Annotated in this window: 27 protein-coding genes, 1 pseudogene and 2 riboswitches; of the genes and pseudogenes, 4 read left to right on the top strand and 24 right to left on the bottom strand. The window is 38.7% G+C overall.

Annotated features, from left to right (window positions below; genetic code table 11):
• Positions 1-100 precede the first annotated feature (100 nt).
• The 17 genes from BLR86_RS18940 to BLR86_RS18865 form a co-directional block, all read right to left on the bottom strand.
• Entirely contained in the window at positions 101-406 is a 306-nt protein-coding gene (locus tag BLR86_RS18940; RefSeq protein ID WP_090765102.1) for a hypothetical protein, read from the bottom strand.
• A gap of 344 nt (positions 407-750) precedes the next feature.
• Positions 751-1,524 carry a 3-oxoacyl-ACP reductase gene (locus BLR86_RS18935; RefSeq protein ID WP_217642402.1) on the bottom strand — a complete coding sequence of 258 codons (774 nt, stop codon included), beginning with the start codon at positions 1,522-1,524 and terminating at the stop codon, positions 751-753.
• 11 nt (positions 1,525-1,535) lie between these two features.
• A complete protein-coding gene (locus BLR86_RS18930; RefSeq protein WP_090765099.1) occupies positions 1,536-2,552 on the bottom strand; it encodes an ABC transporter substrate-binding protein in 1,017 nt (338 codons plus the stop codon).
• Between the two features lie 16 nt (positions 2,553-2,568).
• Positions 2,569-3,315 carry an ABC transporter permease gene (locus BLR86_RS18925; protein ID WP_090765097.1) on the bottom strand — a complete coding sequence of 249 codons (747 nt, stop codon included), beginning with the start codon at positions 3,313-3,315 and terminating at the stop codon, positions 2,569-2,571.
• The gene (locus tag BLR86_RS18920) at positions 3,312-4,052 is read right to left on the bottom strand and encodes an ABC transporter ATP-binding protein (protein WP_090765094.1); all 741 of its coding nucleotides are present in this window, start codon (positions 4,050-4,052) and stop codon (positions 3,312-3,314) included. The genes BLR86_RS18925 and BLR86_RS18920 overlap by 4 nt, the downstream gene beginning before the upstream one ends.
• A gap of 10 nt (positions 4,053-4,062) precedes the next feature.
• A complete protein-coding gene (locus BLR86_RS18915; protein ID WP_090765091.1) occupies positions 4,063-5,511 on the bottom strand; it encodes an acyl-CoA reductase in 1,449 nt (482 codons plus the stop codon).
• Entirely contained in the window at positions 5,508-6,593 is a 1,086-nt protein-coding gene (locus BLR86_RS18910) for a LuxE/PaaK family acyltransferase (protein ID WP_090765088.1), read from the bottom strand. Before BLR86_RS18910 ends, BLR86_RS18915 begins: the two co-directional genes overlap by 4 nt.
• 16 nt (positions 6,594-6,609) lie before the next feature.
• Positions 6,610-7,119 carry an energy coupling factor transporter S component ThiW gene (gene thiW / locus BLR86_RS18905; RefSeq protein ID WP_090765085.1) on the bottom strand — a complete coding sequence of 170 codons (510 nt, stop codon included), beginning with the start codon at positions 7,117-7,119 and terminating at the stop codon, positions 6,610-6,612.
• Between the two features lie 75 nt (positions 7,120-7,194).
• Positions 7,195-7,302: riboswitch (TPP riboswitch) on the bottom strand.
• Between the two features lie 352 nt (positions 7,303-7,654).
• Positions 7,655-8,314: a thiamine phosphate synthase gene (thiE, locus tag BLR86_RS18900; protein WP_090765083.1), complete on the bottom strand. Its 660-nt coding sequence runs from the start codon at positions 8,312-8,314 to the stop codon at positions 7,655-7,657.
• A 9-nt stretch (positions 8,315-8,323) separates the two neighbouring features.
• Positions 8,324-9,130, bottom strand: a complete 807-nt coding sequence (thiD, locus tag BLR86_RS18895) for a bifunctional hydroxymethylpyrimidine kinase/phosphomethylpyrimidine kinase (RefSeq protein ID WP_175492964.1) — start codon at positions 9,128-9,130, stop codon at positions 8,324-8,326.
• A 12-nt stretch (positions 9,131-9,142) separates the two neighbouring features.
• Positions 9,143-9,949 carry a hydroxyethylthiazole kinase gene (thiM, locus tag BLR86_RS18890; RefSeq protein WP_090765080.1) on the bottom strand — a complete coding sequence of 269 codons (807 nt, stop codon included), beginning with the start codon at positions 9,947-9,949 and terminating at the stop codon, positions 9,143-9,145.
• Between the two features lie 93 nt (positions 9,950-10,042).
• Positions 10,043-10,153: riboswitch (TPP riboswitch) on the bottom strand.
• Positions 10,154-10,303: 150 nt separating this feature from the next.
• A complete protein-coding gene (locus BLR86_RS18885) occupies positions 10,304-10,699 on the bottom strand; it encodes a hypothetical protein (RefSeq protein ID WP_254782374.1) in 396 nt (131 codons plus the stop codon).
• Between the two features lie 39 nt (positions 10,700-10,738).
• A complete protein-coding gene (locus tag BLR86_RS18880) occupies positions 10,739-11,647 on the bottom strand; it encodes a TIGR01777 family oxidoreductase (RefSeq protein ID WP_090765077.1) in 909 nt (302 codons plus the stop codon).
• Between the two features lie 170 nt (positions 11,648-11,817).
• Positions 11,818-12,267, bottom strand: coding sequence for a DinB family protein (locus BLR86_RS18875; RefSeq protein ID WP_090765073.1), 450 nt, complete (start codon positions 12,265-12,267; stop codon positions 11,818-11,820).
• A gap of 55 nt (positions 12,268-12,322) precedes the next feature.
• Positions 12,323-12,493 (bottom strand): hypothetical protein, encoded by a 171-nt coding sequence (locus tag BLR86_RS26185; RefSeq protein WP_175492963.1) that lies wholly within the window; start codon positions 12,491-12,493, stop codon positions 12,323-12,325.
• Positions 12,494-12,604: 111 nt separating this feature from the next.
• Positions 12,605-13,024, bottom strand: a complete 420-nt coding sequence (locus BLR86_RS18870) for a hypothetical protein (protein WP_090765070.1) — start codon at positions 13,022-13,024, stop codon at positions 12,605-12,607.
• 180 nt (positions 13,025-13,204) lie between these two features.
• Positions 13,205-14,977 (bottom strand): acyltransferase family protein, encoded by a 1,773-nt coding sequence (locus tag BLR86_RS18865; RefSeq protein ID WP_090765067.1) that lies wholly within the window; start codon positions 14,975-14,977, stop codon positions 13,205-13,207.
• A 498-nt stretch (positions 14,978-15,475) separates the two neighbouring features.
• Between BLR86_RS18865 and BLR86_RS18860 the strand changes: the two genes are divergently transcribed.
• Positions 15,476-17,617, top strand: a complete 2,142-nt coding sequence (locus tag BLR86_RS18860) for a glycoside hydrolase family 3 protein (protein WP_090765064.1) — start codon at positions 15,476-15,478, stop codon at positions 17,615-17,617.
• A gap of 132 nt (positions 17,618-17,749) precedes the next feature.
• Here the strand turns inward: BLR86_RS18860 and BLR86_RS18855 are convergent, their stop codons facing one another.
• A complete protein-coding gene (locus BLR86_RS18855) occupies positions 17,750-18,871 on the bottom strand; it encodes an FtsZ/tubulin family protein (RefSeq protein WP_090765061.1) in 1,122 nt (373 codons plus the stop codon).
• A 319-nt stretch (positions 18,872-19,190) separates the two neighbouring features.
• Here BLR86_RS18855 and BLR86_RS18850 point away from each other — a divergent pair, with 319 nt between their 5' ends.
• Positions 19,191-19,658 carry a low molecular weight protein-tyrosine-phosphatase gene (locus BLR86_RS18850; protein ID WP_090765058.1) on the top strand — a complete coding sequence of 156 codons (468 nt, stop codon included), beginning with the start codon at positions 19,191-19,193 and terminating at the stop codon, positions 19,656-19,658.
• A gap of 58 nt (positions 19,659-19,716) precedes the next feature.
• Here BLR86_RS18850 and BLR86_RS18845 read toward each other — a convergent pair whose 3' ends face one another.
• The 3 genes from BLR86_RS18845 to BLR86_RS18835 all read right to left on the bottom strand — a co-directional run bounded on the left by BLR86_RS18845 (position 19,717) and on the right by BLR86_RS18835 (position 21,796).
• A complete protein-coding gene (locus BLR86_RS18845) occupies positions 19,717-20,523 on the bottom strand; it encodes a hypothetical protein (protein WP_090765055.1) in 807 nt (268 codons plus the stop codon).
• 214 nt (positions 20,524-20,737) lie between these two features.
• Entirely contained in the window at positions 20,738-21,301 is a 564-nt protein-coding gene (locus BLR86_RS18840; protein WP_090765052.1) for a hypothetical protein, read from the bottom strand.
• A gap of 45 nt (positions 21,302-21,346) precedes the next feature.
• On the bottom strand, positions 21,347-21,796 hold the full coding sequence (locus BLR86_RS18835) for a hypothetical protein (protein ID WP_090765049.1): 450 nt from the start codon (positions 21,794-21,796) through the stop codon (positions 21,347-21,349).
• 572 nt (positions 21,797-22,368) lie between these two features.
• On the opposite strand from BLR86_RS18835, the gene BLR86_RS18830 reads away from it, so the two are divergent.
• A complete protein-coding gene (locus tag BLR86_RS18830; protein ID WP_090765047.1) occupies positions 22,369-22,737 on the top strand; it encodes a VOC family protein in 369 nt (122 codons plus the stop codon).
• Positions 22,738-22,904: 167 nt separating this feature from the next.
• Here the strand turns inward: BLR86_RS18830 and BLR86_RS18825 are convergent, their stop codons facing one another.
• From BLR86_RS18825 to BLR86_RS18815, 3 genes are read right to left on the bottom strand one after another with little or no spacing between them, the layout of a single operon-like run.
• Positions 22,905-23,174, bottom strand: a complete 270-nt coding sequence (locus BLR86_RS18825; RefSeq protein WP_090765044.1) for a hypothetical protein — start codon at positions 23,172-23,174, stop codon at positions 22,905-22,907.
• Positions 23,175-23,177: 3 nt separating this feature from the next.
• On the bottom strand, positions 23,178-23,567 hold the full coding sequence (locus BLR86_RS18820) for an SHOCT-like domain-containing protein (RefSeq protein ID WP_090765040.1): 390 nt from the start codon (positions 23,565-23,567) through the stop codon (positions 23,178-23,180).
• On the bottom strand, positions 23,567-23,938 hold the full coding sequence (locus BLR86_RS18815; protein WP_090765037.1) for a DUF2089 domain-containing protein: 372 nt from the start codon (positions 23,936-23,938) through the stop codon (positions 23,567-23,569). Before BLR86_RS18815 ends, BLR86_RS18820 begins: the two co-directional genes overlap by 1 nt.
• Before the next feature lie 189 nt (positions 23,939-24,127).
• Between BLR86_RS18815 and BLR86_RS18810 the strand changes: the two are divergent.
• Positions 24,128-24,442, top strand: a pseudogene (locus tag BLR86_RS18810) (tellurium resistance protein); the annotation flags it as partial.
• Positions 24,443-24,499: the final 57 nt, after the last annotated feature.

The raw sequence follows: 24,499 nt of genomic DNA, 5'->3' as shown, positions 1-24,499 counted from the left end.
TCCCTTATGTTAATTCTGTAAAGAAGAGCCCCAACAACAAGTGTAGGGGCTCTTCTCCTTTCCATTTCTAAGTGGAGTTTTGGTTAGAAATCTATAGTTGTCAACCGCCGCAACGATGGCCTCCGCAGCGTTGTCCGCCGCAATTGTGGAAGCAATTATGGAAGCAATTATGGAAGCAATTGTGGAAGCAGTTATGAAAGCAGTTAAAACAGCTAGAACATCGCCCAAAACCACCTATACCACCCATACCGCCAAAACCACCTATACCACCCATACCGCCAATACCACCCATACCACCAAATCGAGTAGGATCAGTGTAGTACATGCTTGGGTCAAAAGGAACTGCCTGGGTCGCTTGGAAATCTCCAAGACTTAACCCCTGGAGTTGACTTTGGAAATCATACATTTTTATTACCTCCTTATATATTTAAAAAGGGCTGCAGTACTTGAAATGGACAAAGAACGAACTTGAAAATAGGTAAACACACTGCTAAACCTTCCTCAACAAAATATGTCCAATAGGTAGGTATTGTTACTAATACAAAAGCCTATTTTTATTGCTTCAAAAAAACATCGTGGATGAGAAAAGGATGTTCTCATCCACGATGTTAATTGAAGCAACAGCTATGGGGTCCCTATTATTCTAAAAAAAGTGTCCGGCATCATGGATGGACATTTGTCCATCCGCAGTGCCGGACACTTTTACTTTCTCTAGCGTTTTCGGATAATGTTCTTTGGTTTTGGTCTTATTTAACTCATGACCAGACCGCCATCGACAACTAGTGTCTGTCCGGTCATGAACTGGCTCCATTCAGAGGCTAAGAAAAGAACGGGCCCTACGATATCCCCTGGTGTTGCGATTCTTTTAAGTGGGGTTTGACCGATGATCATTTCCTTAACCTCTTCTTTTGTTTCACGACTTGCATCGGTTGGATACACCAATCCAGGTGCCACACAATTGACTCTGATTCCGTAAGCTCCTAATTCAACGGCTAGATTCCGGCTAAAACCGATTAACGCAGATTTAGCGGTTGTGTAGTCATGATAAGGAACGAGCGGGCGGTCCACTAAGTTTGTTGCGATATTAATAATGCTCCCCTTGGTTTGTTTTTTCATCAAAGGAATGGCTTCTTGACAAATATAGTAGCTAGATTTGAGTGTTCCATCGATTTGATTTTGATAGTCAGCCCATGTTAACTGCGAAAACATTTTACGTGTATCTGGATTAAACACGTAAGGTTTAAAGGCATTATTGACGACCACATCTAATTTTCCTACTTCGAGTTCAATTTGCTCCATCATCCTTTTAACGGCCGTTTCAGACATTACATCTGCTTGAATCGCCCATGCATCACCACCAAGCTCGATACATGCGTCAACTATTTTTTCAGCTGCTTGCTCATTTTGAACGTAGTTCACAATAACGGTTGCCCCTTCATTAGCAAAACCTTTTGCGATCGAAGCACCGATTCCTCTGCTTGAACCTGTAACGAGTACGGTTTTATTTTCAAATTTCCTCATCATCTACCAACCCCCTATTTCATTTTAGGAAGGAGGTCTTCAGCGATCACATCTTCCATATTCAAATCCTTGCCTATAAGCCCTAATTTTTTATACGTGTCCGCACCCTGTTGTAACACATCTGCTTCTAATGCACCCAGACCTCTTTCGTAGGTTGCATTCGAAATACTAGATTCGTTTCGTAGTTTAATAATTTCTAAATTATGCTTTTGATCCTTGCCATCAATGGCGTATTTTACAGCCAAATCAGCCGCTTCCTCTGGATGGTTAATCATCCACTCTGCACTATTTTGATAACCTTCAATAAACTTTTTAAGCATGTCCTTTTTCTCGTTGTACGTTTTTTCTGTTACCACGAAGACATCGCTTGGGACATTGAGATAATCCTTTACTTTTAATACATTTACATCCACAAGTCCTTTTTCCATTGCGGTCACTAAACCAGTGTCGGTTGCAGCCGTTGCATCAACCTGCCCTTGCATAAGCGGTGCAAAATTCAACAGACCCGTTTCAACAATCGTGACGTCTTTTTCTGTAAGACCAGCTTGGTTTAGAAGAACAAGTAGATTTTGTCTTGTACCACTTGAAAAGCTATAGACGCCAATTTTCTTCCCCTTAAGATCCTCTGGCTTCAGAATATTCCTTTCTTTTAAAGAGACGACATTAAATACGTTTTGCGGATAAATATTGTAAATAACCTTTAATTTTCCTCCTTGATTTAAGGCAAAATAGAGGGATCCTGGATCTGTGAAGGCAATATCTGCTTTTCCTGAAATAATATTCTTGATTGCGTCTCCTCCCCCAGCACCGGGTATCAACTCAACACTAAGACCTTGATTCCTAAAAAAGTCTTTTTCCTCACTGACAAGCAGATTCGTTTGTTCCGATAGTGGCTGGCTCCAATTTGCCACTGTTACTCTATCTAACTCTTTTTCAGCAGTGGCAGGCTGCTCCTTATTTTTTGATCCACAACCAGACAACAATAATAATAGGATGATAGTAGCTGCTGTAATGATTGCTTTCATTTTCATATGTAAAATCTCCTTTTTAGGACCGGTTTTTATAGTGAAATAATTTCTGTTCGATGAAATAAATAATTTGATAAAGTAGCGTTCCTATTATCGTTACTAAAATGAGCACAGAAAACATCAAGGGGGTATCCATCATGCTTTGCGAAGCAATAATCAAGGCTCCTAGACCTTCACTTCCACCAATAAACTCACCAACCACAGCACCGACTACTGCTAAAACGGCTGCTACCCGAAAGCCAGCGATGATACTTGGCAGCCCCGCAGGTATTTTTAATTTAAACAAGGTTTGCCACCTGTTTGCCCCGAGCACACGAAATAGCTCGATTTTTTGACGATCGGTGTATTGAATGGCGGTCACGGTATTTTCCATTAACGGAAAAAAACAAATTAAAGCGGTGATCACGACCTTCGATGTCATTCCAAAACCAAACCAAAGTATAAATAATGGTGCAAGGGCAAGCTTAGGAACTGCTTGACTAGCAATGACATAAGGGAATAATAACTTTCGGATAAATTCGACTTCCCCCATCAATATTCCAGTCAACATACCTAATAGACTCCCGAGAAATAGTCCGATACTAATCTCCAGACCTGTCCGAATAAGATGCGGGGTATAATATCCACTCGTTAATCCTTCTATAAGGGTGGTGACTACTACAGAAGGTGCCGGGAGGATAAGCTCAGACATTAGACTAGCCAGCCCTTCCCAAATCAATAGAATCAAGATGAATAATAAACCGGAATAAATCGATACGTTTTTCATCGTTGTCCCCCATTAATGGCGATGCGAATCTGCAAGCATAGGTTATTAAAGGCTTGAGAATATCTAAGATCAGTGTGCCGCTCTTGTAACACAACATCTAGATCATAGACAATCCTTCCTTTATCCATCACAGCAATCCGGTCAGACATATAGACCGCTTCTGATATATCATGGGTAACAAATAAAACTGTCATTTGATGGAGTTCACATAGCCCAAGGAGGTCAACTTGAAGTTCCTCTCTCGTAATCGCATCAAGAGCTGAAAAAGGCTCATCTAACAAAAGCATAGATGGTGTTTGAATGAGCGCTCTTGCAATGGAAACTCGACTTTGCTGTCCTCCAGAGAGCCGAGTCGGATATTCCTTTTTTAAATGGGTTAGACCCATTAAGGCTAAAAGTGATTCCGCTTTTTCAAAATCCTCTATTGTCACTTTCCGCTTTAGAGAAACAGGTAGCAGAATGTTTTCGATCACTGTTTTCCATTCCAAAAGTGTCGGTGCTTGAAACACAAACCCTATCTTTTCTGAAGGTTTAATTGCCTCACCTTGTAACTGTATGGATCCCGTGTCCGGGGTTAATAAACCTGCAGCAAGTTTTAATAAGGTAGTTTTTCCACATCCGCTTTTACCGAGTAAACTATGAAACTTTCCTTTTTCTAATTCTATACTGACAGCATCAACAATCAGGTTGTTGTTGGCATAACTGTATGTCACATCTTGTAAACATAAGAAACCCATTTCGTGCCTCCTAATCGATATATGGAGCAAAATTTTCTGCGTAATCTTCTGCTGATTGCTCAATATCAACCATTTGAACCAAATCTAGTAAATTGAACTGACCGTCGTGATGCCAGCCCGATTCAGGAGAAGTCATCTTTCCTAAAGCAGTGATCCTTGTGACACCAGATTTACCTAGCACTTTAGCCCATTGAAAAAGCTCTTTCGGTGAAGCAGCTGCCCCAACACTCTGCAGGTACTTACGGTAAGGTTTAATACTGGGTAATAGATCTTCAATTTCATCAAAGGCAATCACTTTGATCGTGCGATTTGAGCAGGTTGGCGAGAAGGCTGCACCCTCTTCATAGACAACCGTCCATTGATGTTCAGTTTGACCAAAGACTTGTTTAGAAGAGTTAGTATAGGAAGTAACTTCCTCTTGGTTTCGCCAATGGATGGCAGCTGTCATCTCTTCTAAGGATAGAACGCGCCTTGGATATCTCTTTTCAAAGCATTCAAGTTCATGTGCAATATACTGGGCAAACTCGGAGGCTGATACTGCTCCCCCATTCTGAACATAGAAAATATGGGGCGAATAACAGCCCTGTTGATCAAACTGGATGACATCGAATGCAGCATGATGTGCGGTGGTCCATGCTTTTCGTGAATCTAGAGCCTTGTTGCTAACCACCCCAAAACTGACTTTATGTCCAAATGGTAGAAAGCGTGTGGAAACGGGTATTCTTTGCCTCATCGCTTCTAATGACTGATTACTTCCATAGCCGACCACTACATCTGAATGGGCAAACATCTCCGTTTCCCGTTCCTCGTCTCCACCCTTCCACCAAACAATCGCTAAGCAATCTGCTAATTGGGGCGCAATTTCAACAAGTGCCTGTGCAAATAAACCTGCAAATAACGGCTCAGCACTCGAAACCTTTCCAATGTTTCCTGACTTCACCAATAATCCAGAAATAAGGCTCCACAACGGTAGTGCCGGTACATTTCCTGCCCAAACATGGAGGATTAACTCCGGACCAACCGCTTTGGAAAATCCTTTTTTTGCACGAGGATGAAAATCATCCAGCAGCAACGGATTGCCCAAGTCTTCAACCACGAAACGCTGCAGCTCTGGTTTACGAAACTTTTTTAAAAAGGATGTTAGTCCGAGGCGAATCATTTCTTCATCGTATCCGGTAATAATCGGTAACAGCTGTTCCGCTTTTTTTCGGTAAAGTGAATTCCGATCGAGAAATACTTCGACAGCCTGGTCAATAATCGAAATAATCTCAGTTATCGTCATCGATTTCAGCACTTCAGCACTCGCTTTTTTAACTTTTTCAGTGACTTGCTGCATTTGCTGTTTGGTAAGAAGTGGCGCTTCGATTTCAAGTACTTCATTCCTTCCCGTAAAGGTGAGAATTTTGGTTTCTATCACTTCTTCCCCAAGTTCAGGAAGATATCCAACTCTTTCTCTCATTGCACTGGCCCCTTGGCAGCCTGGATAAATTCCTCGACTGCAATCGAACATCCCTTCGCTTCTGTTCCCTGAACCCTGCCTAAAAGTAGAAAACCACCATCTACTTTCATACCTAAGTCCTCGGTCAAAATAGTGGTAACAGAATTGAAGTTGGCGAGATCACAATGTACAATTACTCCGCGTTCACCATCAGCGACTTCTTCACCAGTTAGCGGATGAATGATTCTCGTTTTCAGCCAATGAGGACCCGATTTAACTGATGGAACTTGTTCATTTCCAGAATCATACAGCTGTGAACTTAATTCGGTCATTCCGTACATATTGATACAGTCTTTCCTTGGTACCCCTAGCAGGCTCGATAATTGGTGGTAAAAGTCATCGAGATTCCATTCCTTTGACTGGTTTTTAAATCCACCTGTATCTAAAACCTTACTTCCTGACGGTAATCGAAAGCTATGTCCTAGTTTCTCTAATTCCTCAAACAGATGAACAAAACTATAGGATGCTCCTAATAAAGCATAGGGCTTGCCAGTACGTTCAGCCTGTTCCAATTCCTGAATAAGCTGCTCCAGGTTTATTCCATTTTCAGTTAGCAGGTAGTGACTTTCCTTCGTACCAAATTCTTTCTTTGCAAGGGCTAAATACCTTGCTAATGAGGAGTTGGGCATCTCTTCTTCGGTCGGGAACAGAATGCCCATTCGAATTTGTTCTGTTTCCTTCATAAACCGTTTTTTAAAATACGTTTTCATGGATTCATTCCATACTTGTAATGTTGGATGATAGTGTTTCCCTTTCACACCCATTGTGGTACCGCTTGTCATAAAGAACCGTTCAGCATCTTCTGGATCAGTGCAGGTGAGCGGTACCTCCTTAAAAGCGTTTATCGGCACGGCTGGAATATCCCCCCAAGTTCTGACAGTCCGGATGGTTTTCCCCTTTTGCTGACAAAACTTTCTTAAAGGAAGGTTATTGGTATATTGATAGGCAAAAATTTGTAAGGCTAGCTGATTAAAATCCCCATCTGATAGGTTGTCAGATTGGATGGAAGTAAGTAATTGATTTATGATTTGTTGCTGGTCCATATAGATAATTCCTTTCTTATTTGATTGAAGTTTCTTTTTGCGTGAAGATTGCTATTTTTTTCTTTAAAAAGATGGATAAAATGATTACCCCAATCAATGCTCCGGCGATAGAGCTGAAAATGAATAAAGGAATAAATCCAAATAGTGCCGCTTCTTGACCAAGCAGCAGTGTAGCTATTGGATAGCATAGAATCGCTCCAATGATGCCCGTCCCAATCACTTCACCGAAAAAGGCCATATAAATCTTTTTCGTTTTCATAAAGAGGAGGCCAGCTAATAAGGCTCCAACCATACTTCCCGGAAAAGCAAAGATGGATCCAGTCCCCATAATATTTCTTAAGATTGAGACACATAAAGCCTGTGCGACTGCATAAAACGGTCCTAATAGTACGGCAGACAAAACATTCAAGAAATGCTGGATCGGGAACACCTTTGTGAAACCAATCGGAATATAGAATAAATTACTCGAGAGTGTGCCAATTGCGATCATCATCGCGGTCAATGTGAGTTTATGCGTTTTTCTCATAAAAAAAATCCCTCCAAGTTTTTGATAAGCACTGGGGGATGACCGGTATATACATTCCCCTCGAAGATCCGAGAGTGGATGTATAGTTCACTTCCCTACGCTGGAATAACCCAGATCAGGTTCAGGGGTTTAAGACCATACTTAGTCTAATCTCAGCCCATTTCGGCTCCCCCAGTGCTAGTATTTAATTTTCATAGAAATGGTTCAATTGATTAAAATATTTTATACTGACACGATTGAGTTTTATTGTTACCCAATACTACAAAAATGAAGTATAGCGAGCGCGAATAATGCCTATTCGTTACCGAAAACCCCAAAAATGCGCTATAGCGGGCACGTATTGTGCTTATACGTTACCAAAAAACGCAATTATGACCTTTAACGGGCACGTATAGTCCTTATACGTTACCGAAAACCGCAAATATGAGCTATAACGGGCACGTATTGTGCATATTCGTACCCGCAAACCACAAAAATGAGTTATCCTGGTACGAATAAAGTTCTTTCAAAATTTTTTTACGGAAAAATCATTGAATCAAGAATCTAATACACTTTTTCTTAATTCTTTAGCTGCTTCTGTAACGGAATGAGCATGGCTTATTGCAGTAATAACCGATACACCATCTGCTCCCGCTTGGATGACAGACCCAGCGGTTTCCGCCGTGATTCCGCCTATTCCAACAATCGGAATGGTGAATCCTTTCGTTCGTAATTCTTCAATTAGCTTCGTACCGTTTGAGGGTTTGGCATCTTCTTTTGTACTCGTTGGAAAAACAGGTCCAATTCCAAAATAATCGGCTCCACCCTCTAAAGCCGTCATAGCTTCATCATAACTATGTACAGAAACTCCAATGATTTTATCGCAGCCAATCTTCTTTCTGACTTCCTCTATCGGGTCGTCATCCTGCCCGATGTGAACACCGTCTGCGTTGAGGGCGATCGCCAAGCCAATATCGTCATTAACAATGAAAGGAATTCGCTGCTCTCTGCATATTTGTTGTAGTTCCTTGGCAAGTTCAACCTTTTTCTCATCCGTTAACGCTCCGATTCCTTTCTCGCGGAATTGAAAAAGTGTAATTCCACCTTCAATGGCTTCTTGCAAAACTTTGGAAGGATTTTCCTTGCAGTTTGGACTGCCCATGATAAAGTAGACTTTCAAGGAATCTCTTATTGCATTAATACCGGTCTTCGACATGCTGCTCTCCTACCTTTTCAGTTCTTTTCTTTTTCGATATGCCCAGTGATTGGTTGGACCATGCCCTTGACCAATCTGGAGCTGATCTTCAATCGCTGCTTGGATAAAATTCTTCGCTTTTGATACTGCTTCAAATACACTTAAACCTTTGGCAAGTTCTGCTGTGACAACCGCTGAAAAAGTACAGCCTGTGCCGTGTGTATTCTTTGTCTGAACTCTTGTACTCGTAAAAGTCGTAAATTCGTTCCCATCATACAATAAATCTAACGATTCAATTTGGTCTTCATCATGCCCGCCTTTTATGACCACATTCTTAACTCCTAAATCATAAAATCGTTTAGCAGCTTCCTGTTTATCTTCATCGGTAATAATCGACATTTCCGTTAAAACCTCTGCCTCTGGGATATTCGGTGTAATGACCATCGAAAGGGGTAACAAATATTGTTTTAAGGCCGAAATTGCCTCAAATTGGAGCAACGATGCGCCGCCCTTAGCAATCATAACGGGATCGACCACGACATTTTTCCAATTATAGTATTCTATTTTTTCAGAAACCGCTTTGATGATTTCTGCATTAAACAGCATCCCAGTTTTAAGGGCATCTGTACCGATATCTTCGCCAATTGATTCGATTTGTTTGATAACTACCTCCGCTGTCATCGGAAAAACGGCTTGAACCCCTAACGTATTTTGGGCAGTTACAGCGGTTAGAGCAGACATACCGAAAACCTCTAACTCTTGAAAGGTCTTTAAGTCAGCCTGAATTCCCGCACCGCCGCCGCTATCTGAACCGGCAATTGTTAATGCTTTTTTCATGGTGATCACTCCTCATAGCTGTTTGAATGAAGCAAATTGATGGATATCTTCTGAAGAAACAAGGGCAAGTTGATTTAAGAATTCGATTTGGAAACTACCAGGTCCCACATTACCTACCTTTTCAATTGCCTTTTCCGCCGCAATCCCATAGAAGGTTAAAGCAGATAATGCAGCGTGCACTAGGTTCTTTTCAACTCCTGCAAATGCACCGATAACGGAGGTTAACAGACAGCCCGTTCCTGTAACTTTTGTTAACAGGTGATGTCCATTGGACACTAGGTACGTTGTTTCGCCATTTGTCAGCACATCGTCTTTGCCGGTAATCACGACAATGGTATTGAGCGTTTTCGCTGCGTTTATGGCTAATTCCACATGATCTCCATGCTGTTTACCAGCATCAACGCCCTTGATTTCCCACTTCTCCCCAAGTACGTTGGCAATTTCAGCGGCATTTCCGCGTAGAACAGATATTTTTACTTCTTCCATAACCTTTTGGGCCATTTCCGTTCTGAACGGAGTAGCTCCGGCTCCTACTGGATCAAAAATGACTGGAATTCCGAGTTCGTTTGCTGTTTTTCCAGCTAGAATCATCGAGCTAACCAATTCCTTATTTAATGTGCCAATATTCAGGACTAGGGCACGAGAAATTCGAACCATATCCGCTACTTCTTCAGGAGCATTCGCCATTACCGGAGACGCCCCCAGTGATAGAAGCCCATTTGCCGTAAAATTGGTAACCACCACATTGGTAATATTATGTACTAGCGGGTTCTCCTCTCTTACTCTTTGTAAAATTGAACTCAATTCGTTGCTATTCATAGCAGTTCCTCCTTCTTCCTATTACTCTTTTAAACACAAAAAAGCCAAATCCATAATAATTGGACCTGGCTCAAATAGTTAGAGAAAAAGGATATTTTCACTTGGCTACTTTCCTACGCTGGTATGATCCAGATCAGGTCCAAAGGGTTAAAAACTTATCGTTTTTCTCTCAGCCCGTCTATCAGGGCACCCCTAGTAGTAAAAATCTTATAAATCAGTTCTTATAATAGTCTAAGAATTTCGATATGTCAATTTATTAACTTTCATTGGATCTAAGAGATAATTTTGGTAAAGGGATAGTCAAAGTCAAAAAGAAAAAATAGTAGCCCTTCTCAATTGAGAGGGGCTTTGCTTTTATTGAAATAGTAAGACTAGTAAGCAGGCTAGAAAGGTGATCCCTGATAAAGGAGCCATTACCATTTTCTCTTTTTTGCTCTTCGACGCGATGTTACCCAAGGTATTTAATCCCATAAATATAGTTATAGTCCATACAAAAATATTGGTAGGGAAATCGAAGCCAACGGTTATTACTTTCGTATGCATTAAAAAAATAAAGCCGAAAAAGAGCAATAATAATGCTGCTGGCAAACTCATGATTCTCATTTTCATTGGTAAGACACCTTGATACTTACCTCCCCAACTATAATCCGCTAATGGTAAACCTAAGAAGAGTAAGATTTGAAAAACAGCAATGACAACCGAAACTACTGCCACAATGATGGACGCCGCTTGGATAAAGAATTCTGGCAAAGAAATCCCTCCTACTTCATAAAATTTTTTTAGTCAAAATTATCCATGAAGAGTAAGCAAATCCTCTAAAGCAGATTTTAGTGTTGGAAACGTGAATTCAAATCCTTCCTCCATTAACACTTGAGGCAAAACCTGTTGGCCTTCTAAAACTAGTGCACTTTTTTGTCCAAGGACCATTTTCATAACAAAAGAAGGTACAGGAAACCAGTGTGGACGGTGTAAAACAGAACCAATGGTCCTACCAAAATCGTTCATTTGAAGTGGTGTGGGTGATGTTACATTGACTGGTCCACTCACATGATTATTTTCAATGGCAAAGAGAATAGAACGGACGACATCGGTGACATGGACCCAAGATACCCACTGATCCCCTCTTCCCACTTTACCTCCAACGAATAATTTGTAGGGCAGCGCCATAAGTGGTAAGGCACCCCCTTCATTTCCGAGCACCACACCAAATCTCATCAACACAGATCGAATCGAATGCGCTTCTACTTGCTTCGCTTTATTTTCCCAATCGCGTACAGTCTTACCTAGAAAATCGTCCGCTGTTTCTGATGACTTTTCAGTATAAACCCTCTGTACAGATGCCGGATAAATACCGATAGCACTAGCATTGATAAAAACCGTAGGCTTTTCAGGCAGTAAGGAGATGATTCTAAGTAACTCGTCTGTTGCGGACATCCGGCTGTCATATATTTGCTTCTGATGACTCTTACTCCATCGCCCATCATTGATGGAAACGCCAGCCAGATTAATAAATGCATCCGCATTTTTTATTTCATTTTCTGGTGAAGCACCTTCAGCAAGCCATTGTACATATTGCACCTTCGTAGAGGATGTCTTCTCTTTCCTTGTTAAAATCACAATCGAATGCCCTGCATTAAGAAGCAAATCCATTAACTTTTGACCAATAAATCCTGAACCCCCAGCAATCACAATCTTCATAATTCCCCTCCACACTGTCCAACAGTGAGTATATTTATATGAAAATTATACCATTCCTAAATCTCCTTGATCCATTAACGCAAGGGTGGATTATTTTTTTAATAACTTGCAGCATTTTTGAGCATTTACTCCATTATTGCTTATCTGATGCAAGTATTCAGTGTGAGCATTCACCGCTTAAATGTAATAAAATCAACATTAATAGGTTCGATTTGATTTTTTCTTAGAAGCAGATTGATTTGTCCACGATGATATTGTCCGTGCAGCCCCACATGGGTCAGGATCTCCCCCACTGAGTTCTTAAACTCCTGCCCCTTACTATTTCGATATGAAACTATTTGTTCGAGTTTATTTTCAGTTACCCCATTTAGATAATCTTTATAATTCAGATGATTTTGTTTAACCAGTTCTGCACATGCCTCTATACGAATCTCTTCCCAAATAGGTAGCGATGCACTGTCTAATCCTTTTAACCTAGTAAACCACACTTGTTCTGCTAGAAGGACATGCGAAAACAGATTAATTATCTGTTTGTCCACTTCAGTATTAATTTCTAAAGTTTCAAGAATTCGTTGATTAGCCCAATGCAAATGTTTAAACATATTTCGAATTGTTTCCAATTGACCACCCCTCAATTTTAATAGTAGTTTTAATTTACATATTGACCTTCCCCTTTTAAGTCAATAACCCTTGCCACGTCTTGCTCGCACTTCTTACATTTTCCTTCAATACAATTCCAAAAGGGAAATCTTTTACGGTGTATTTCTCAATTTCAACCACATCTACACAAAAACTACGCCAAACATTTTTTTCTAAATAGAAGAACCGCAAACCATTTAAAGACAAAAAGTGGCCTCTTTTTCTGCTAATAAGAAGTGGCTTTCCATTCCTAAGGAAACCCGTATAGAGAATTAAAGAAGATTCATCTGTATCTCAATCCTCTTAAGATAAGCTTTTTTAGTGATTTCTAAATGCAATCATCCCAATTACCATCGGGATAATCATTAAAAGACCAACCATGAGGGTTGGTATGGATAACCGGTTTGCATAAATAGCACCAAACTCACCAAGAAATCCACCAATGATAAACGGGATGGCGGATTTTGTTTTATCCACATTTGGCTTAGCAAAATACCAAGCATCCCAAACCGTATACGCATAAAATCCAGGATAAAATAACACATATTGAAAATTGGCAGACTCTAATGCATTTTGGTGAAATCCGTTAAAATCAAGATGTATGGCGGTATTTATTTTTCCCATTACATTATCATAATGTTCTACGATAATCAGTAAGACACCCTTTATGAACTGTCGATTATAGATTTGGCCAAACCCAGGCATTAGCATGGAAAATAAAGCAGCTATACTCCTCATGGTGCTCTCCTTTTTCTGTGTGTTTTAGATATATATTTGTTATGCTTTCCAAATATTTGGAAATAAATCGAAATAAAACAATACAAATATCGACATTCTTACATAATCAAACAAAAACCCTTGGAAGACATTGCCTCAAAGGGATCAATTGATTGACATTTATTTCAACTATTTATTTCTTTATTCCTCCATTTGCTCTATTAATAGGTTAGCGTATGTTTCGCCGCCTACTTTCGTTAAATGAACACCATCTCGTGCAAAAAACTCCGCATGCCCAGCACTAGCACTATACCAATCTACAAGAACTGTATTCGGCATGGTGGCAACGACTTCTTCTAATGTACGATTCACAGTTATTTCCCATTGCCTTGGTACTCGACAGTTTATCAGAAACACTTTTTTATCTCCGAGATGTTCAATGACCTTGATTACATCTGTTTTCGAAAATGGCCCATTGGTGCCGAGTTGAATAACTACATATTCTCCAAGTTGTCCATTGGACTCTAGATCTTGAATCACGTCTGGCACCTCTGCCATTTGCCTTCCTACTCGAAAATCAATTATCGCCTCCGGAAAATGATTTTTAAAAAATGGTGCAATATCATAAAGAATGGAATCTCCAATAACAGTTATGGACTTCTCTGGCTCGTTGGTTTCCTCTTCAAGGACAGGCTCTCGTATAGGTTCTTTGTCAATTTCTATTTCTTGAATCGTTTCGATTGTTACTGGTGGTTTAGCCGTAATAACAGTTGGTTTGGTAGCAAGTACAACTCCGATTCCTATAAATATGGCAAAAATAATTACACAACTTCCCAAAACAAGCCTTTGTTGAAAAACTGTCAGCTTTTTCAAGTAAGTCAGTGTAAATTTTATCCTTCCTGTCCGAATTGGTATTTCCACAAATCGATAAGAAAAAGCCGAAAAAAGCAAGGTAGCCGCTATTTGTAACGTTATTCTCCATACGTTCATTCCATCCGTATTAACAATCGGTGTTGTTAAGATAATAATCGGGTAATGCCACAAATAGATACCATAAGAACGAACTCCTACCCATTGGAGAGGCTTACTACTCAGCCATTTAGCTATCTTACTAGCCGGATGGGCTAATACAGCCACTACTAACGAGGTCAGAATAGATAAAAGAAGCATACCTCCCTGGTAATGAAAATGGTCAAATTGTGAGGTAACCGTAAACATCATTACTATAAGCAATAGCCCTGATATGCCTACCATTTCGAGAACAACACTAGCCTGCTTTGGTAAGGTTTTCGATAATCTTTGACTTGGCCAAACAGAGGCAAGTGCGGCTCCTAAAAGAAGCGAAAAGGCTCTTGTATCTGTTCCATAATACACACGCGAAGGATCCTCTCCCGGTAAATAAAGGAATGCCATTAAACAAGCAGAAATAATGGCTCCAACAAGGATAGCCAAAACTCTAAGCCTTTTTCTTTTTATTAAAGTAAAACCAAAAATCACAAGTGGCGGCCAAATAAGATAAAATTGCTCCTCAATCGCCAGTGACCAAATATGAGTAAAGGGAGAAGCTGGACCAAACGATTCAAAATAGGAAACTTCATGAAAAATGTACCACCAATTTGTCAAATAAAGCAGTGACGGCAATAAATCAGAACGTAATTTTTCAAATGATGGATGATTCGTGAGTATTACCCAAACGGTTACGATAAATATCATAAACAGTAATGCTGGTGCCAGCCTGCGAAAACGGCGAACCATAAAGCGAAGGTAGTTAATTTTATTATTGTTATTCCATTCATCAATAAGGATGTCCGTTATCAGGTACCCTGATATAACAAAGAAAACTGTTACACCTGAAAACCCGCCCTGAAACCAAGGAATATTTAGATGGTAAAGGATAACACCAATGACAGCAATGGCTCTAAGTCCATCGATTCCCGGCATATATCTGCGTTTATCGTTGCTTGGGACTACCATACCATCCTCCCCTAAGTGTATTTTGAAAGGATTGAAGAATTATTAGAGTTTCGATTGCGCTTCTATTATTTTTTTATATGTTTAATAACGTTTAATCATTCCCCCAAAAATGTTCGTCCCAATCGTGATACTTCTAGGTAGGTATATAAGTATTAAAAATTGCTTAACTATTTCTAATTAGATTTACAAAAACTTACTAGTCTCGCTTTTACCGGCGTGTGATTCATGTACAAAAATCAACAAGTTTTGGATCTTCTTTGTTGATTTTTGACACTCAAGATTGCTAGTTATTAAGTAATGGGCACTAATTATCATTTTTCTGAATAGTAAAAAAACACAAATTCATCTAAAAAAATCCCCTACTTCCTATGTCCTTGCCTCCCGTAAACTTAGTTTGAAGTTGAAAGCGCTTGCTATATTGTGGGGGTGATTTTCTAGTACATAATGTCTGCTATTTTTTTTGTTTGGCTATCCTAAAAAAATGGGGAGGAAAAAAAGGTGGGTTTATTGAAAAAGATTAAAAAAGCAGCTTTATTAACGGCAGGAGCACTAATGTTATCATCGCTAGTGATCCCTTATGTCTCGGCTGAAAGCGGAAATGCAAAAAAGGCAGAAGTCAAAACAGTCCCTCAACTTAGTGTTACTTCCAAGAATATTCTTAAAATCAAAGGTAAAGAGTACAAAGATTTAAATGACAACGGTAAACTAGACAAATATGAGGATTGGGACCTCCCAGTAAATGTACGTGTAAAGGATCTTGTTAAGCAGATGACCCTTGAAGAAAAGGCTGGGATGATGTTAATCTCTTCTCATTATATGGGTAACAGCAGAACCTGTCCGGATACGGTAGGAAGTTTAACGTGTGAACAAGATACAGAAACAACCATTAATCGCTGGTCTGTCCCTGGTCAGCAATTCTATGAGTTTAATCCGCCGATTGTAGAAGCATCTGCTGCTACAAAGGGCATTAAGGAACGAAATTTACGTTACTTAATTATTCGTGACAATCCTTCCGCTAAAGAGTTAGCTTCTTGGATCAATGAGCTACAAAAAATTGCAGAGGATACACGACTAGGAATTCCTGTCGTCATGACATCGAATCCTCGGAACCATGCTGGAAATTTAGCCTTTGGTTTTAGCGAAGCATCTGGTCAGTTTTCTGTATGGCCCGGTGAATTAGGCCTTGCTGCCACACGTGATGCCAAGCTTGTAAAGGAATTTGGGCAAATTGCGGCAAAAGAATGGACTTCTACAGGAATCCGTAAGGGTTATATGTACATGGCAGATGTCGTGACAGACCCGCTTTGGAATCGTATCAATGGTACTTTTGGTGAACATCCTGACCTTGCCTCTGAAATGATCTACGCCGTGATAAAAGGCTTCCAAGGTGAAGAGCTTGGCACCGATAGTGTTTCTTTAACGACAAAGCATTTTCCAGGCGGCGGTGCTCGTCAAGATGGTCATGATCCACATTATGAGTGGTCTAAATTCAATCCATACCCAACCAAAGGCAGTTTGTATAAATATCATCTTCCATCTTTTAAAGCAGCGATTGCAGCTGGAACGACATCGATTATGCCTTATTATGCGTACCCGAGCAATGAATATAGCGTACCACAATTGAAAAACGGCGAGAAATTTGAAGAAGTGGGCTTTGCGTTCAACAAAAGGCTGATTACAGATCTTTTGCGCAAAGAGCTTAAATTTAATGGCTATGTAAATAGCGACACCTCCATTATTTATTCCATGCCTTGGGGAGTTGAAAACCTGACAAAGCCTGAACGGTATGCGAAAGCCATAAACGCAGGTACCGATATAGTTTCTGGTGAAGCGGATCCAACTGACCTTATCAAGGCAGTCAAAGATGGCTTAATTAAAGAAAAGCGAATCGACGAAGCCGTAACAAGGCTGCTAACAGAAATGATGGAATTAGGCTTATTTGAAAATCCGTATGTGAATCCGGATAAAGCACAACAGATTGCCGATAATCCAGCTTCACAAGCAAAAGCAGATGAAGCCCATCGTAAATCGATTGTCCTACTTCGTAATGATCAAGACACATTACCGCTAAAAGATGAGAACGTCCAGAACATTAAGCTTTATGTCGAGGTTTTCTCCTCCGGAACAAGCGGAAGCACTAGAACTGCTGATTTGAAAAAGTCAATCACGGGATATGACCCATCGATCCAAGTGGTTGATAAACTAGAAGACGCTACTCATGCATTAGTCTATGCGATTCCAAACACAGTAGCTGATCGTCCGGACATTCCACTTTCGGTAGCGCTAAATGCGGAAACAGGAATCAATGTTGAAAGAATTAAAGAAATTGAAGCAAAAGTTCCAACTATCCTGACGGTCAATATGACCAGCCCATGGTTGATTGGAGAGATTGAAGAAAACGCAGCAGCTACATTAGCGGTTTTCGGAGTGAAAGCAGAATCGCTTGTTGATGTGATTCGTGGAAAATTTGCTCCAACAGGAAAACTTCCATTTACCATCCCTGCTGATCAAGAAGCAATTAATAACAACAATGGTGATGTTCCTGGTTACGATGAAGATCCTTCCTATGTATACCGTGATAAAAATGGGAATGCATATGGGTTTGATTTTGGTCTAACCTATAAAAAGAAAAACAAATAATAATCAATTAGTAATAAAAAGTTTAAAATGGGCTGACTTAGAAAAGTCGTTACAATACGGCTAGTCTAAGTCAGCCTTTCTTATATTGCCAGGTATTCTCTAAGTTATATCTTTCTTCCGATGTGTTTCTTTCTACTCACTATAATTACCTTGATACTTATTTAACTTGGAAGTGATAGATACAGGCTTTCTTTCCTGTTTGATCAGTTTTAAGTTGGATGCCCAACGGATTCCAGACTCGTAGTTTTGGGTATGTTCCTTTTTCACAAGGTTCTGTAATCGTTCTTTATTCTTTTCAATGGATTCTTCAACTGAAAGCATCCGGCGAGTTGGGAAGGATAGTCCAGCAAGAATGGTGGTGATCGTAGGGTCAGTTTCTGAGATATAGGTTCCTTCGAATAATTGCAGCGGTTCACCCACCCTTTCAAAGATGGAAGGTGCATTAATCAGCTTTGAATTGTTTTCTGGTCCCTCATAGATTAACCCAGCCCGGATTACGCCTTGTGATTCAACAGGACAGAAAATCGAGTTCGCCCAAGAATGCTGCACTTTAGTTGAGACATCTGAAGTAGTTTTCGCCTCCGTAATAGCACAAGTTGAGATATTCGTTACCCCTCTTGTTCCAAGAATATTCATCAGATCCGTTTCATCGAAGTTCCCATAGAATGAACTCTTTTTCGTTATTTTCAGTAAATGGTTGATGGACTCTATAGCTTGATGATTAGCCGAAACGTAAATCTCGTGTTTACTGGATTGCGGTTTCATTTTACGCATTTGATCATTGTCTACAAGGAATACAGAGGATATGCCTTCTATATTGGAAAGTTCTTCGATACACTCGGCGGTATTGATGCGATTTCCTGCTAATACATTTCGCTCAGGTATAATCGCGATCGCCCCTACTTTGATACCAGGCAGCTGATCGATTAGCAGATCAATTAACATTGGACTCATCCCAGATCCTGTGCCACCGTCCGTTGAAAAAGCTACTAAAAGAAGATTGATATTTTTAAAAGAGCTGGTAACAAACTCAATGATCTCCTTATAGTTTTCTTGAAGCGCTCGTAATCCTAATGAACGATCTTGACCTGCACCATTATATCCTGGAAAAAAAAACTTTTTTTCCACCCGCGTGTTTACAATACCATCACGTTGATTCGTATTAATCAGTGCTGTTGGAAAATTCAAGGCTGCTGCAATTTCCGCAATATTCCCGCCCGCTTGACCTACGCCTAAGATTCCAATCGATTTCACCACGTACTCCTCCTTATAAAGCTAAATTCTAAGTTGAACATTTAGAAGGATTTTTAATCCTAATCTTTGATTTGGATTAAAACAACCCTTATAACATTTCTACTATTTAGATGGGAAGTTTATGACCAAAAACAATCCTCCTGTTTTATTAAATATTCATCTATATTTATGGCAAGCCAATTCGCGGCTTGCTTTCATAGTATTGAGCTAATTCTGAACCACTTTAAAGGTTCTTTTCATTTTACATTCTTTGATTAGTTGCTTAGAATTGTCGTTATGGAGTGCTAACTTAGTTTAATAGTTAAAAGGAGTTAATAATATGATTAATGTTTTATTTGTTTGTTTAGGTAACATTTGCCGTTCACCAATGGCAGAGGCATTGTTTCGTGATTTGCTGAAAAAAGAAAATTTGGCTGAGAAAGTTGCTGTTGATTCAGCTGCTACAAGTTCTTGGCATATAGGGTCTCCTCCACATAAAGGAACTCTTGCCATCTTAAAAAAATACAACGTTTCATCAGACGATCTTGTTGGACGACAATTAACGAAGGAAGACTTTGAAAAGTTCGACTATATCATTGGTATGGATGAGAGTAATGTAATGAACATTTTCGAGATTACAGGCAAACCACAGCATCCAAAAATCATTCGTCTGCTCGAATTAACAGAACATAAAAAAGACGTCCCTGACCCGTATTACACAGGGGATTTTGAAGAAACCTATCAGCTAGTTACAGAAGGCTGTCGTGCATTACTCGCGAAAATTCGAATGGAACAAAACTTAACATAATAAATATCCCACCAATATTGTGATTGGTGGGATATTTATTTTTACTAACCGTTTTAACTTAAATTTTTTCACATTCCTCTAATATCTTCTCTGTCTGCTCAATCAATGAGAACATTTCATTCCAGGAATTTTGCGTATTAAGATCTTGCGAATGGGCGAGATTGTTGCGAAGAATTTCTAATTTCTTGAAGAAATCCTTCCCTTTACTTTTTGATACAATACCCAAAAGCTCGCTTAAAGGTTGCTCGCCTAATACGATGTCTCTTTTATCACAAAGTTGTAAGCAATCACTTAGCTGAATCGCTTCATTGCGAGCTTTTCTTTGTAAAAACAATTCCTCTGCTAAGTAAATCCTTTTAACACTTAAGTGTTTTTTCCAAGTTTCATCACGAAAATAACGATTAATGATTCGGTAAAGATGCATTTCTAGTAATGAAATCACGCCGAATAATAGCATTCGAATCGGTGGTTTCTGGAGATCGGCTAGTGTCACCACTTTTGTAATCCGGTTACCTTCTATCATAAAAAGTCTTTCAGTATTCTTAAGTATAAATAGTGTTTGAAGCAGCGGTGTAGAATCCGAGACGAGCTCTGATGGGCTAAAGCTTCGAAAATATTCCTTACAAGTTCCTTCGCCTAACTCATCTCTTAGTGCATAACCGATCACCATACCATTCTCTTCGACTCCAATGACATCATAGTCTTTTAAAACCATTTTATCTCTAATCAGTAAGGCATGATCGTGCAAATTGCAGGTGTCTAAAACCTCTGCGATACTGTAAACTGTTATATTTTTTTCAAATAATGAGCGAAGACTTTGATAATTACTGACGTTATCTCGCTGCTGTACTGGAATAACTACCATATGTGCCTCCTTTATTTCCAAAATTGGTATAATTTCTATTTTACCACTTCTTATTATGATTTCTTATCTGATTATAGCCTTAATAAATTCTTAGTTTTAGTTTCTATCATTTCGGTTATATTAAAACTAAAAATTGAATAAATTAAAAAAGACTGGACATGGTTGAAACATGTCCAATCATGCAATAGACGGTCCCTCAAAGGGGGGGCGACTGTCATTTCTGTTCAAGTTTATTGACTTTTCTCTTTACATCAGCCATCTCTTTAAATACAAGCTCGACATCAGAGTTAACATCCAATGCTAATGCTTTCATATCTTTTCGAATATATGTGAAATTTTCACTCATTAGAGTGGCTGAATGTTTAATTAATTCTTTTATTTCATTTTGTCCGGTTGCCAAAATGTCCTGACCTTTTTCTACATTCTCTATCCGAGTTGATAATTGTTTCTGACCTGTAATTAATTCCACCTGACCTATTTCCAAATTTCCCGTGCGACCTATTAATTCAGTCACACCCTTTTCTAAATTGTCCGTGCGACCTATTAATTCAACCTGTCCTTTTTCCAAATTGTCCGTGCGACCTATTAATTCGGTCACACCCTTTTCCAAATTTTTCGTCCGACTTATTAATTTCACTTGACCTTTTTCGATATTTGCTGTTCGGTTCAATAACTGTTTCTGGCCATCTTCCATTTTATCTGCACGGGTTATTAATTCTTTCTGGCCTCTATTTAACTTTCCTAGTTCATTAAGAATAATATTTAGCTTTTCTTCCATAGTTGAACTCCCTTTTAAATCGGTTACAATAATTTGGTCCTAACTTTAATAATCATCGTAATGTTCTTCCCAATTATCCGACCATCTATTGCCCTTTCTTGTAAACATTTTTTCATTGATCTTATTCAGAAGCTCTTGCCGCTCACTATCAGTAAACCAGTCGATTTCCATCATCATTCTTTCCGAACCTGACAGCCTTCCAGACATATAAGCTGTGGATTGTTTAATTAATTCCTTAATTTCAATTTGCCCCATTGAGAAAAAATCTTTTATTCTTTCAAAATTTTCTATTCGAACCCCTAATTGTTGCTGCCCTATCTTTAATTCTCCATGAATTTTGTTACTACTTTTAGTACTGGTTGTGATTAACTTTTTTTGACCCTCTTCAAGATTTTCAATTCGACCTATCAGTTCTTTTTGCTCTATCATAAATTCTTGTTGAATCTTATTCAAATGTTGTAGTTCTGAAAGAATACTATTTAATGTTTCCTCCATGACAAAACCTCCTTTTTTTTGAGTATAAAACGCGTTTACCTGTATTAAAATAGCTCAACAGAAGTCTTCCATAATTGAAAAAATTACAGGGTACAACAAAATTGCCATTGGCAAACTCTCTCTGTAATTCATATTTGTATAAGTAAAAGTGAAGAAATACCGTGATGATTTTAGAATGTAAGGGGAAGGAAATCTATTGAGATAAAAGTACGGTAGAAATTAGAAGATACTTACGAATAATTTGTGGAAATTCATTCAAAGAAAATATTCAAACCTGATCCAAATCTATTTATACTTAAACAGATAAATACATGTATTTTAGTTCATCTTCATACACCCCTTTTACGTTGTTGCTACTATTTCCGGCCAATCTAAATCTATCATAATTTATTCAACAAAGTAAGATGAAAAATGACAATTTTCGGAATATCCGTAATAAGATATTTTATGATGAAAAATATTTTTGATATGTTGTTCTTAAGTATTTTAATAGGAAATATAATACCCCAATAAATTGAGTCAGCATGTTATTCTTAAAAAAAGAAGATTTTGTAAATTATAGGAGTGGTGAGATGATTAAAGGATTGCATCACGTTCAGATTACAATTCCAAAGGGAACGGAAGAAGAAGGCAAGAAATTTTATTGTGGTATATTGGGTTTACCAGAAATTGAAAAACCTGAATCCCTTAAAGGACGTGGAGGCTTTTGGATAAAGGTTGGAGATCGAGACGTTCATATAGGAACAGAAGATGGTTTTGACAGAATGAGTACGAAAGCTCATATTGCTTACGAAGTAGAAGATATTGCTTATTGGAAAACTAGATTATCAAATGAGAATATTAAGATACTGGATGCCGTCCCGATTCCTAACTACGACCGTTTTGAATTTAGAGACCCATTTGGGAACCGAGTAGAAATGATACAAAATTTAAAGTTATGACTATAAAGGAATTTTATAGAAGTCCTTTTTTAATAGGAAAAGCAATTATCCCCCTCATTATCCCACAAGTTTTACCAAGTAAAGTGGATTTACAACATTAAGGATTTTGCAAGAAAAAATGGGCTAATTTATCAGTGTTTTATTGAGAAATTAGCCTTTCTCTTTAATCAAAGCTTTACTACTACCTCGGTGCCATCCTTCAATTTTGTTTCAACAAGGACTACTCCACTGTGCTTAGAAAGTCCCTGCAACAACGGCTTCAAATCTTTTCTTTCAATTTCCGGAAAGATGAATTTGCTGCCATCCTTTTCAATTGCTTTATTTATTAAGCGAGTAATCCTTTTTGATGTAATAATCAAACTACCCAAATGTAAAACACCGTAGGGAACGGGAATGGAGAATCGTTTATTCTTTACTTTCACCTTGACCTTTAACATAATCTACTCAATCACCACAAAAACTTTATCCCCATTGGCCGAGGTGATGTTTACAATCTCTCCGTCCAGTTCGTTTTCAATTGCTTCGATGAGCAGGTCAACGTTAATATCTTTTACATATTTTTCTGCCTCTGGTATTTTTTCAGCAATATTTGTACCTACTTTTAAAACAGCCTTTACTAGGTTAATCGGTAAATTCACATTTACATTATCACCTTGTTCGGAAGTCACACGAATCTTTAACATTTTATTTCCAAAGGAGGCTTCTTTTTTTACTGTCACTAGCTCTGGCTGATCTTTACCTTGTAAAATAGTAATTAATTCACTTGCTTTTTCCTTATCAATCTTTCCTTCCTCTACCAGCGTTAAGACTTTTGAAATTTCGTCCTTCATTATTCTTCCCCCTCTTTTAATAACTGAATGGCTTTCTCTGCGGTAATCTCGCCTTTTTCCAATAACGATACAATTCTTTTCTTATCCACTTCCGGTTTCTTTTGAGAGGAATATCCCAGAGTAGAGATAATTTCATCTAATTTTCCTCTGACAGTCGGATAGGAAATTCTGAGTTCCTTCTCGACCTCTTTGATATTTCCACGGCATTTAAGAAAAATCTCAATAAAATGCAACTGTTCCTGACCGAGTGCCGCCAGTCGTGAAACTTCAAATTCATTTTCTACCGTTGTCTGGCAATGGTTACACTGTAGCTTGGTAATTTTAAGAGCCTTATTGCAAACAGGACAATTAGTGAGTAAAGGATATGCCATACTGTTCTCCTTTCTAATATTTATTCATATCATACACCATATAGTTGAAATTTCAAATAAAAAAATTAAAATTATTTATAAAAATTTATATTTTTATTCAATAAGTTAACTTGCACATTAAATAAATTAATTTATTGAACTTTAAAATTAAAGCTTAAAAGTTTGTTCTAATCTTGTTGAACTAATTGTTTAATCTCTTCCATGAGTTCTTCCTCCGCCTACGGTAGTTTTTATTCAATGCGCGCAATAGCAGTCGTGGATAACCATATGGGAAATGTGGTCATCGCTCCACTTATCGAGCGTAATGATAATGCCTATTGGGTCGCAATTGCCCAAATCGATTTTACCAAACCTGGCGCGATGAAGGTCTCCCATGTAGAAAGGTATTCTAAAGATCATTCTGAAGCTTCACCGGTATTATATACTGATGGAAGTTTCAAAATGGATGTGGGGCCAATCGAATTAAAGAACGATTCTGATTATGACAATTTTTTTAACTATTAAATATGGCGAAATTTAGGCATGCAATAATCGGTATTTATAAGATCCATCATAGGTTCC

It is taken from the genome of Bacillus sp. OK048 (assembly GCF_900103525.1).
Lineage (GTDB): Bacteria > Bacillota > Bacilli > Bacillales > Cytobacillaceae > Neobacillus.
Note: the sequence above shows the minus strand (reverse complement) of the source record. Positions and strands in the feature narration are given on the sequence as shown.

Excerpts from the sequence above, each read along its gene's own strand:
- BLR86_RS18940 (WP_090765102.1), bottom strand. The coding sequence starts at position 406 with ATGTATGATTTCCAAAGTCAACTCCAGGGGTTAAGTCTTGGAGATTTC.
- BLR86_RS18935 (WP_217642402.1), bottom strand. The coding sequence starts at position 1,524 with ATGATGAGGAAATTTGAAAATAAAACCGTACTCGTTACAGGTTCAAGC.
- BLR86_RS18930 (WP_090765099.1), bottom strand. The coding sequence starts at position 2,552 with ATGAAAATGAAAGCAATCATTACAGCAGCTACTATCATCCTATTATTA.
- BLR86_RS18925 (WP_090765097.1), bottom strand. The coding sequence starts at position 3,315 with ATGAAAAACGTATCGATTTATTCCGGTTTATTATTCATCTTGATTCTA.
- BLR86_RS18920 (WP_090765094.1), bottom strand. The coding sequence starts at position 4,052 with ATGGGTTTCTTATGTTTACAAGATGTGACATACAGTTATGCCAACAAC.
- BLR86_RS18915 (WP_090765091.1), bottom strand. The coding sequence starts at position 5,511 with ATGAGAGAAAGAGTTGGATATCTTCCTGAACTTGGGGAAGAAGTGATA.
- BLR86_RS18910 (WP_090765088.1), bottom strand. The coding sequence starts at position 6,593 with ATGGACCAGCAACAAATCATAAATCAATTACTTACTTCCATCCAATCT.
- thiW (WP_090765085.1), bottom strand. The coding sequence starts at position 7,119 with ATGAGAAAAACGCATAAACTCACATTGACCGCGATGATGATCGCAATT.
- thiE (WP_090765083.1), bottom strand. The coding sequence starts at position 8,314 with ATGTCGAAGACCGGTATTAATGCAATAAGAGATTCCTTGAAAGTCTAC.
- thiD (WP_175492964.1), bottom strand. The coding sequence starts at position 9,130 with ATGAAAAAAGCATTAACAATTGCCGGTTCAGATAGCGGCGGCGGTGCG.
- thiM (WP_090765080.1), bottom strand. The coding sequence starts at position 9,949 with ATGAATAGCAACGAATTGAGTTCAATTTTACAAAGAGTAAGAGAGGAG.
- BLR86_RS18880 (WP_090765077.1), bottom strand. The coding sequence starts at position 11,647 with ATGAAGATTGTGATTGCTGGGGGTTCAGGATTTATTGGTCAAAAGTTA.
- BLR86_RS18870 (WP_090765070.1), bottom strand. The coding sequence starts at position 13,024 with ATGAGGAGTATAGCTGCTTTATTTTCCATGCTAATGCCTGGGTTTGGC.
- BLR86_RS18865 (WP_090765067.1), bottom strand. The coding sequence starts at position 14,977 with ATGGTAGTCCCAAGCAACGATAAACGCAGATATATGCCGGGAATCGAT.
- BLR86_RS18850 (WP_090765058.1), top strand. The coding sequence starts at position 19,191 with ATGATTAATGTTTTATTTGTTTGTTTAGGTAACATTTGCCGTTCACCA.
- BLR86_RS18845 (WP_090765055.1), bottom strand. The coding sequence starts at position 20,523 with ATGGTAGTTATTCCAGTACAGCAGCGAGATAACGTCAGTAATTATCAA.
- BLR86_RS18840 (WP_090765052.1), bottom strand. The coding sequence starts at position 21,301 with ATGGAAGAAAAGCTAAATATTATTCTTAATGAACTAGGAAAGTTAAAT.
- BLR86_RS18835 (WP_090765049.1), bottom strand. The coding sequence starts at position 21,796 with ATGGAGGAAACATTAAATAGTATTCTTTCAGAACTACAACATTTGAAT.
- BLR86_RS18830 (WP_090765047.1), top strand. The coding sequence starts at position 22,369 with ATGATTAAAGGATTGCATCACGTTCAGATTACAATTCCAAAGGGAACG.
- BLR86_RS18825 (WP_090765044.1), bottom strand. The coding sequence starts at position 23,174 with ATGTTAAAGGTCAAGGTGAAAGTAAAGAATAAACGATTCTCCATTCCC.
- BLR86_RS18820 (WP_090765040.1), bottom strand. The coding sequence starts at position 23,567 with ATGAAGGACGAAATTTCAAAAGTCTTAACGCTGGTAGAGGAAGGAAAG.
- BLR86_RS18815 (WP_090765037.1), bottom strand. The coding sequence starts at position 23,938 with ATGGCATATCCTTTACTCACTAATTGTCCTGTTTGCAATAAGGCTCTT.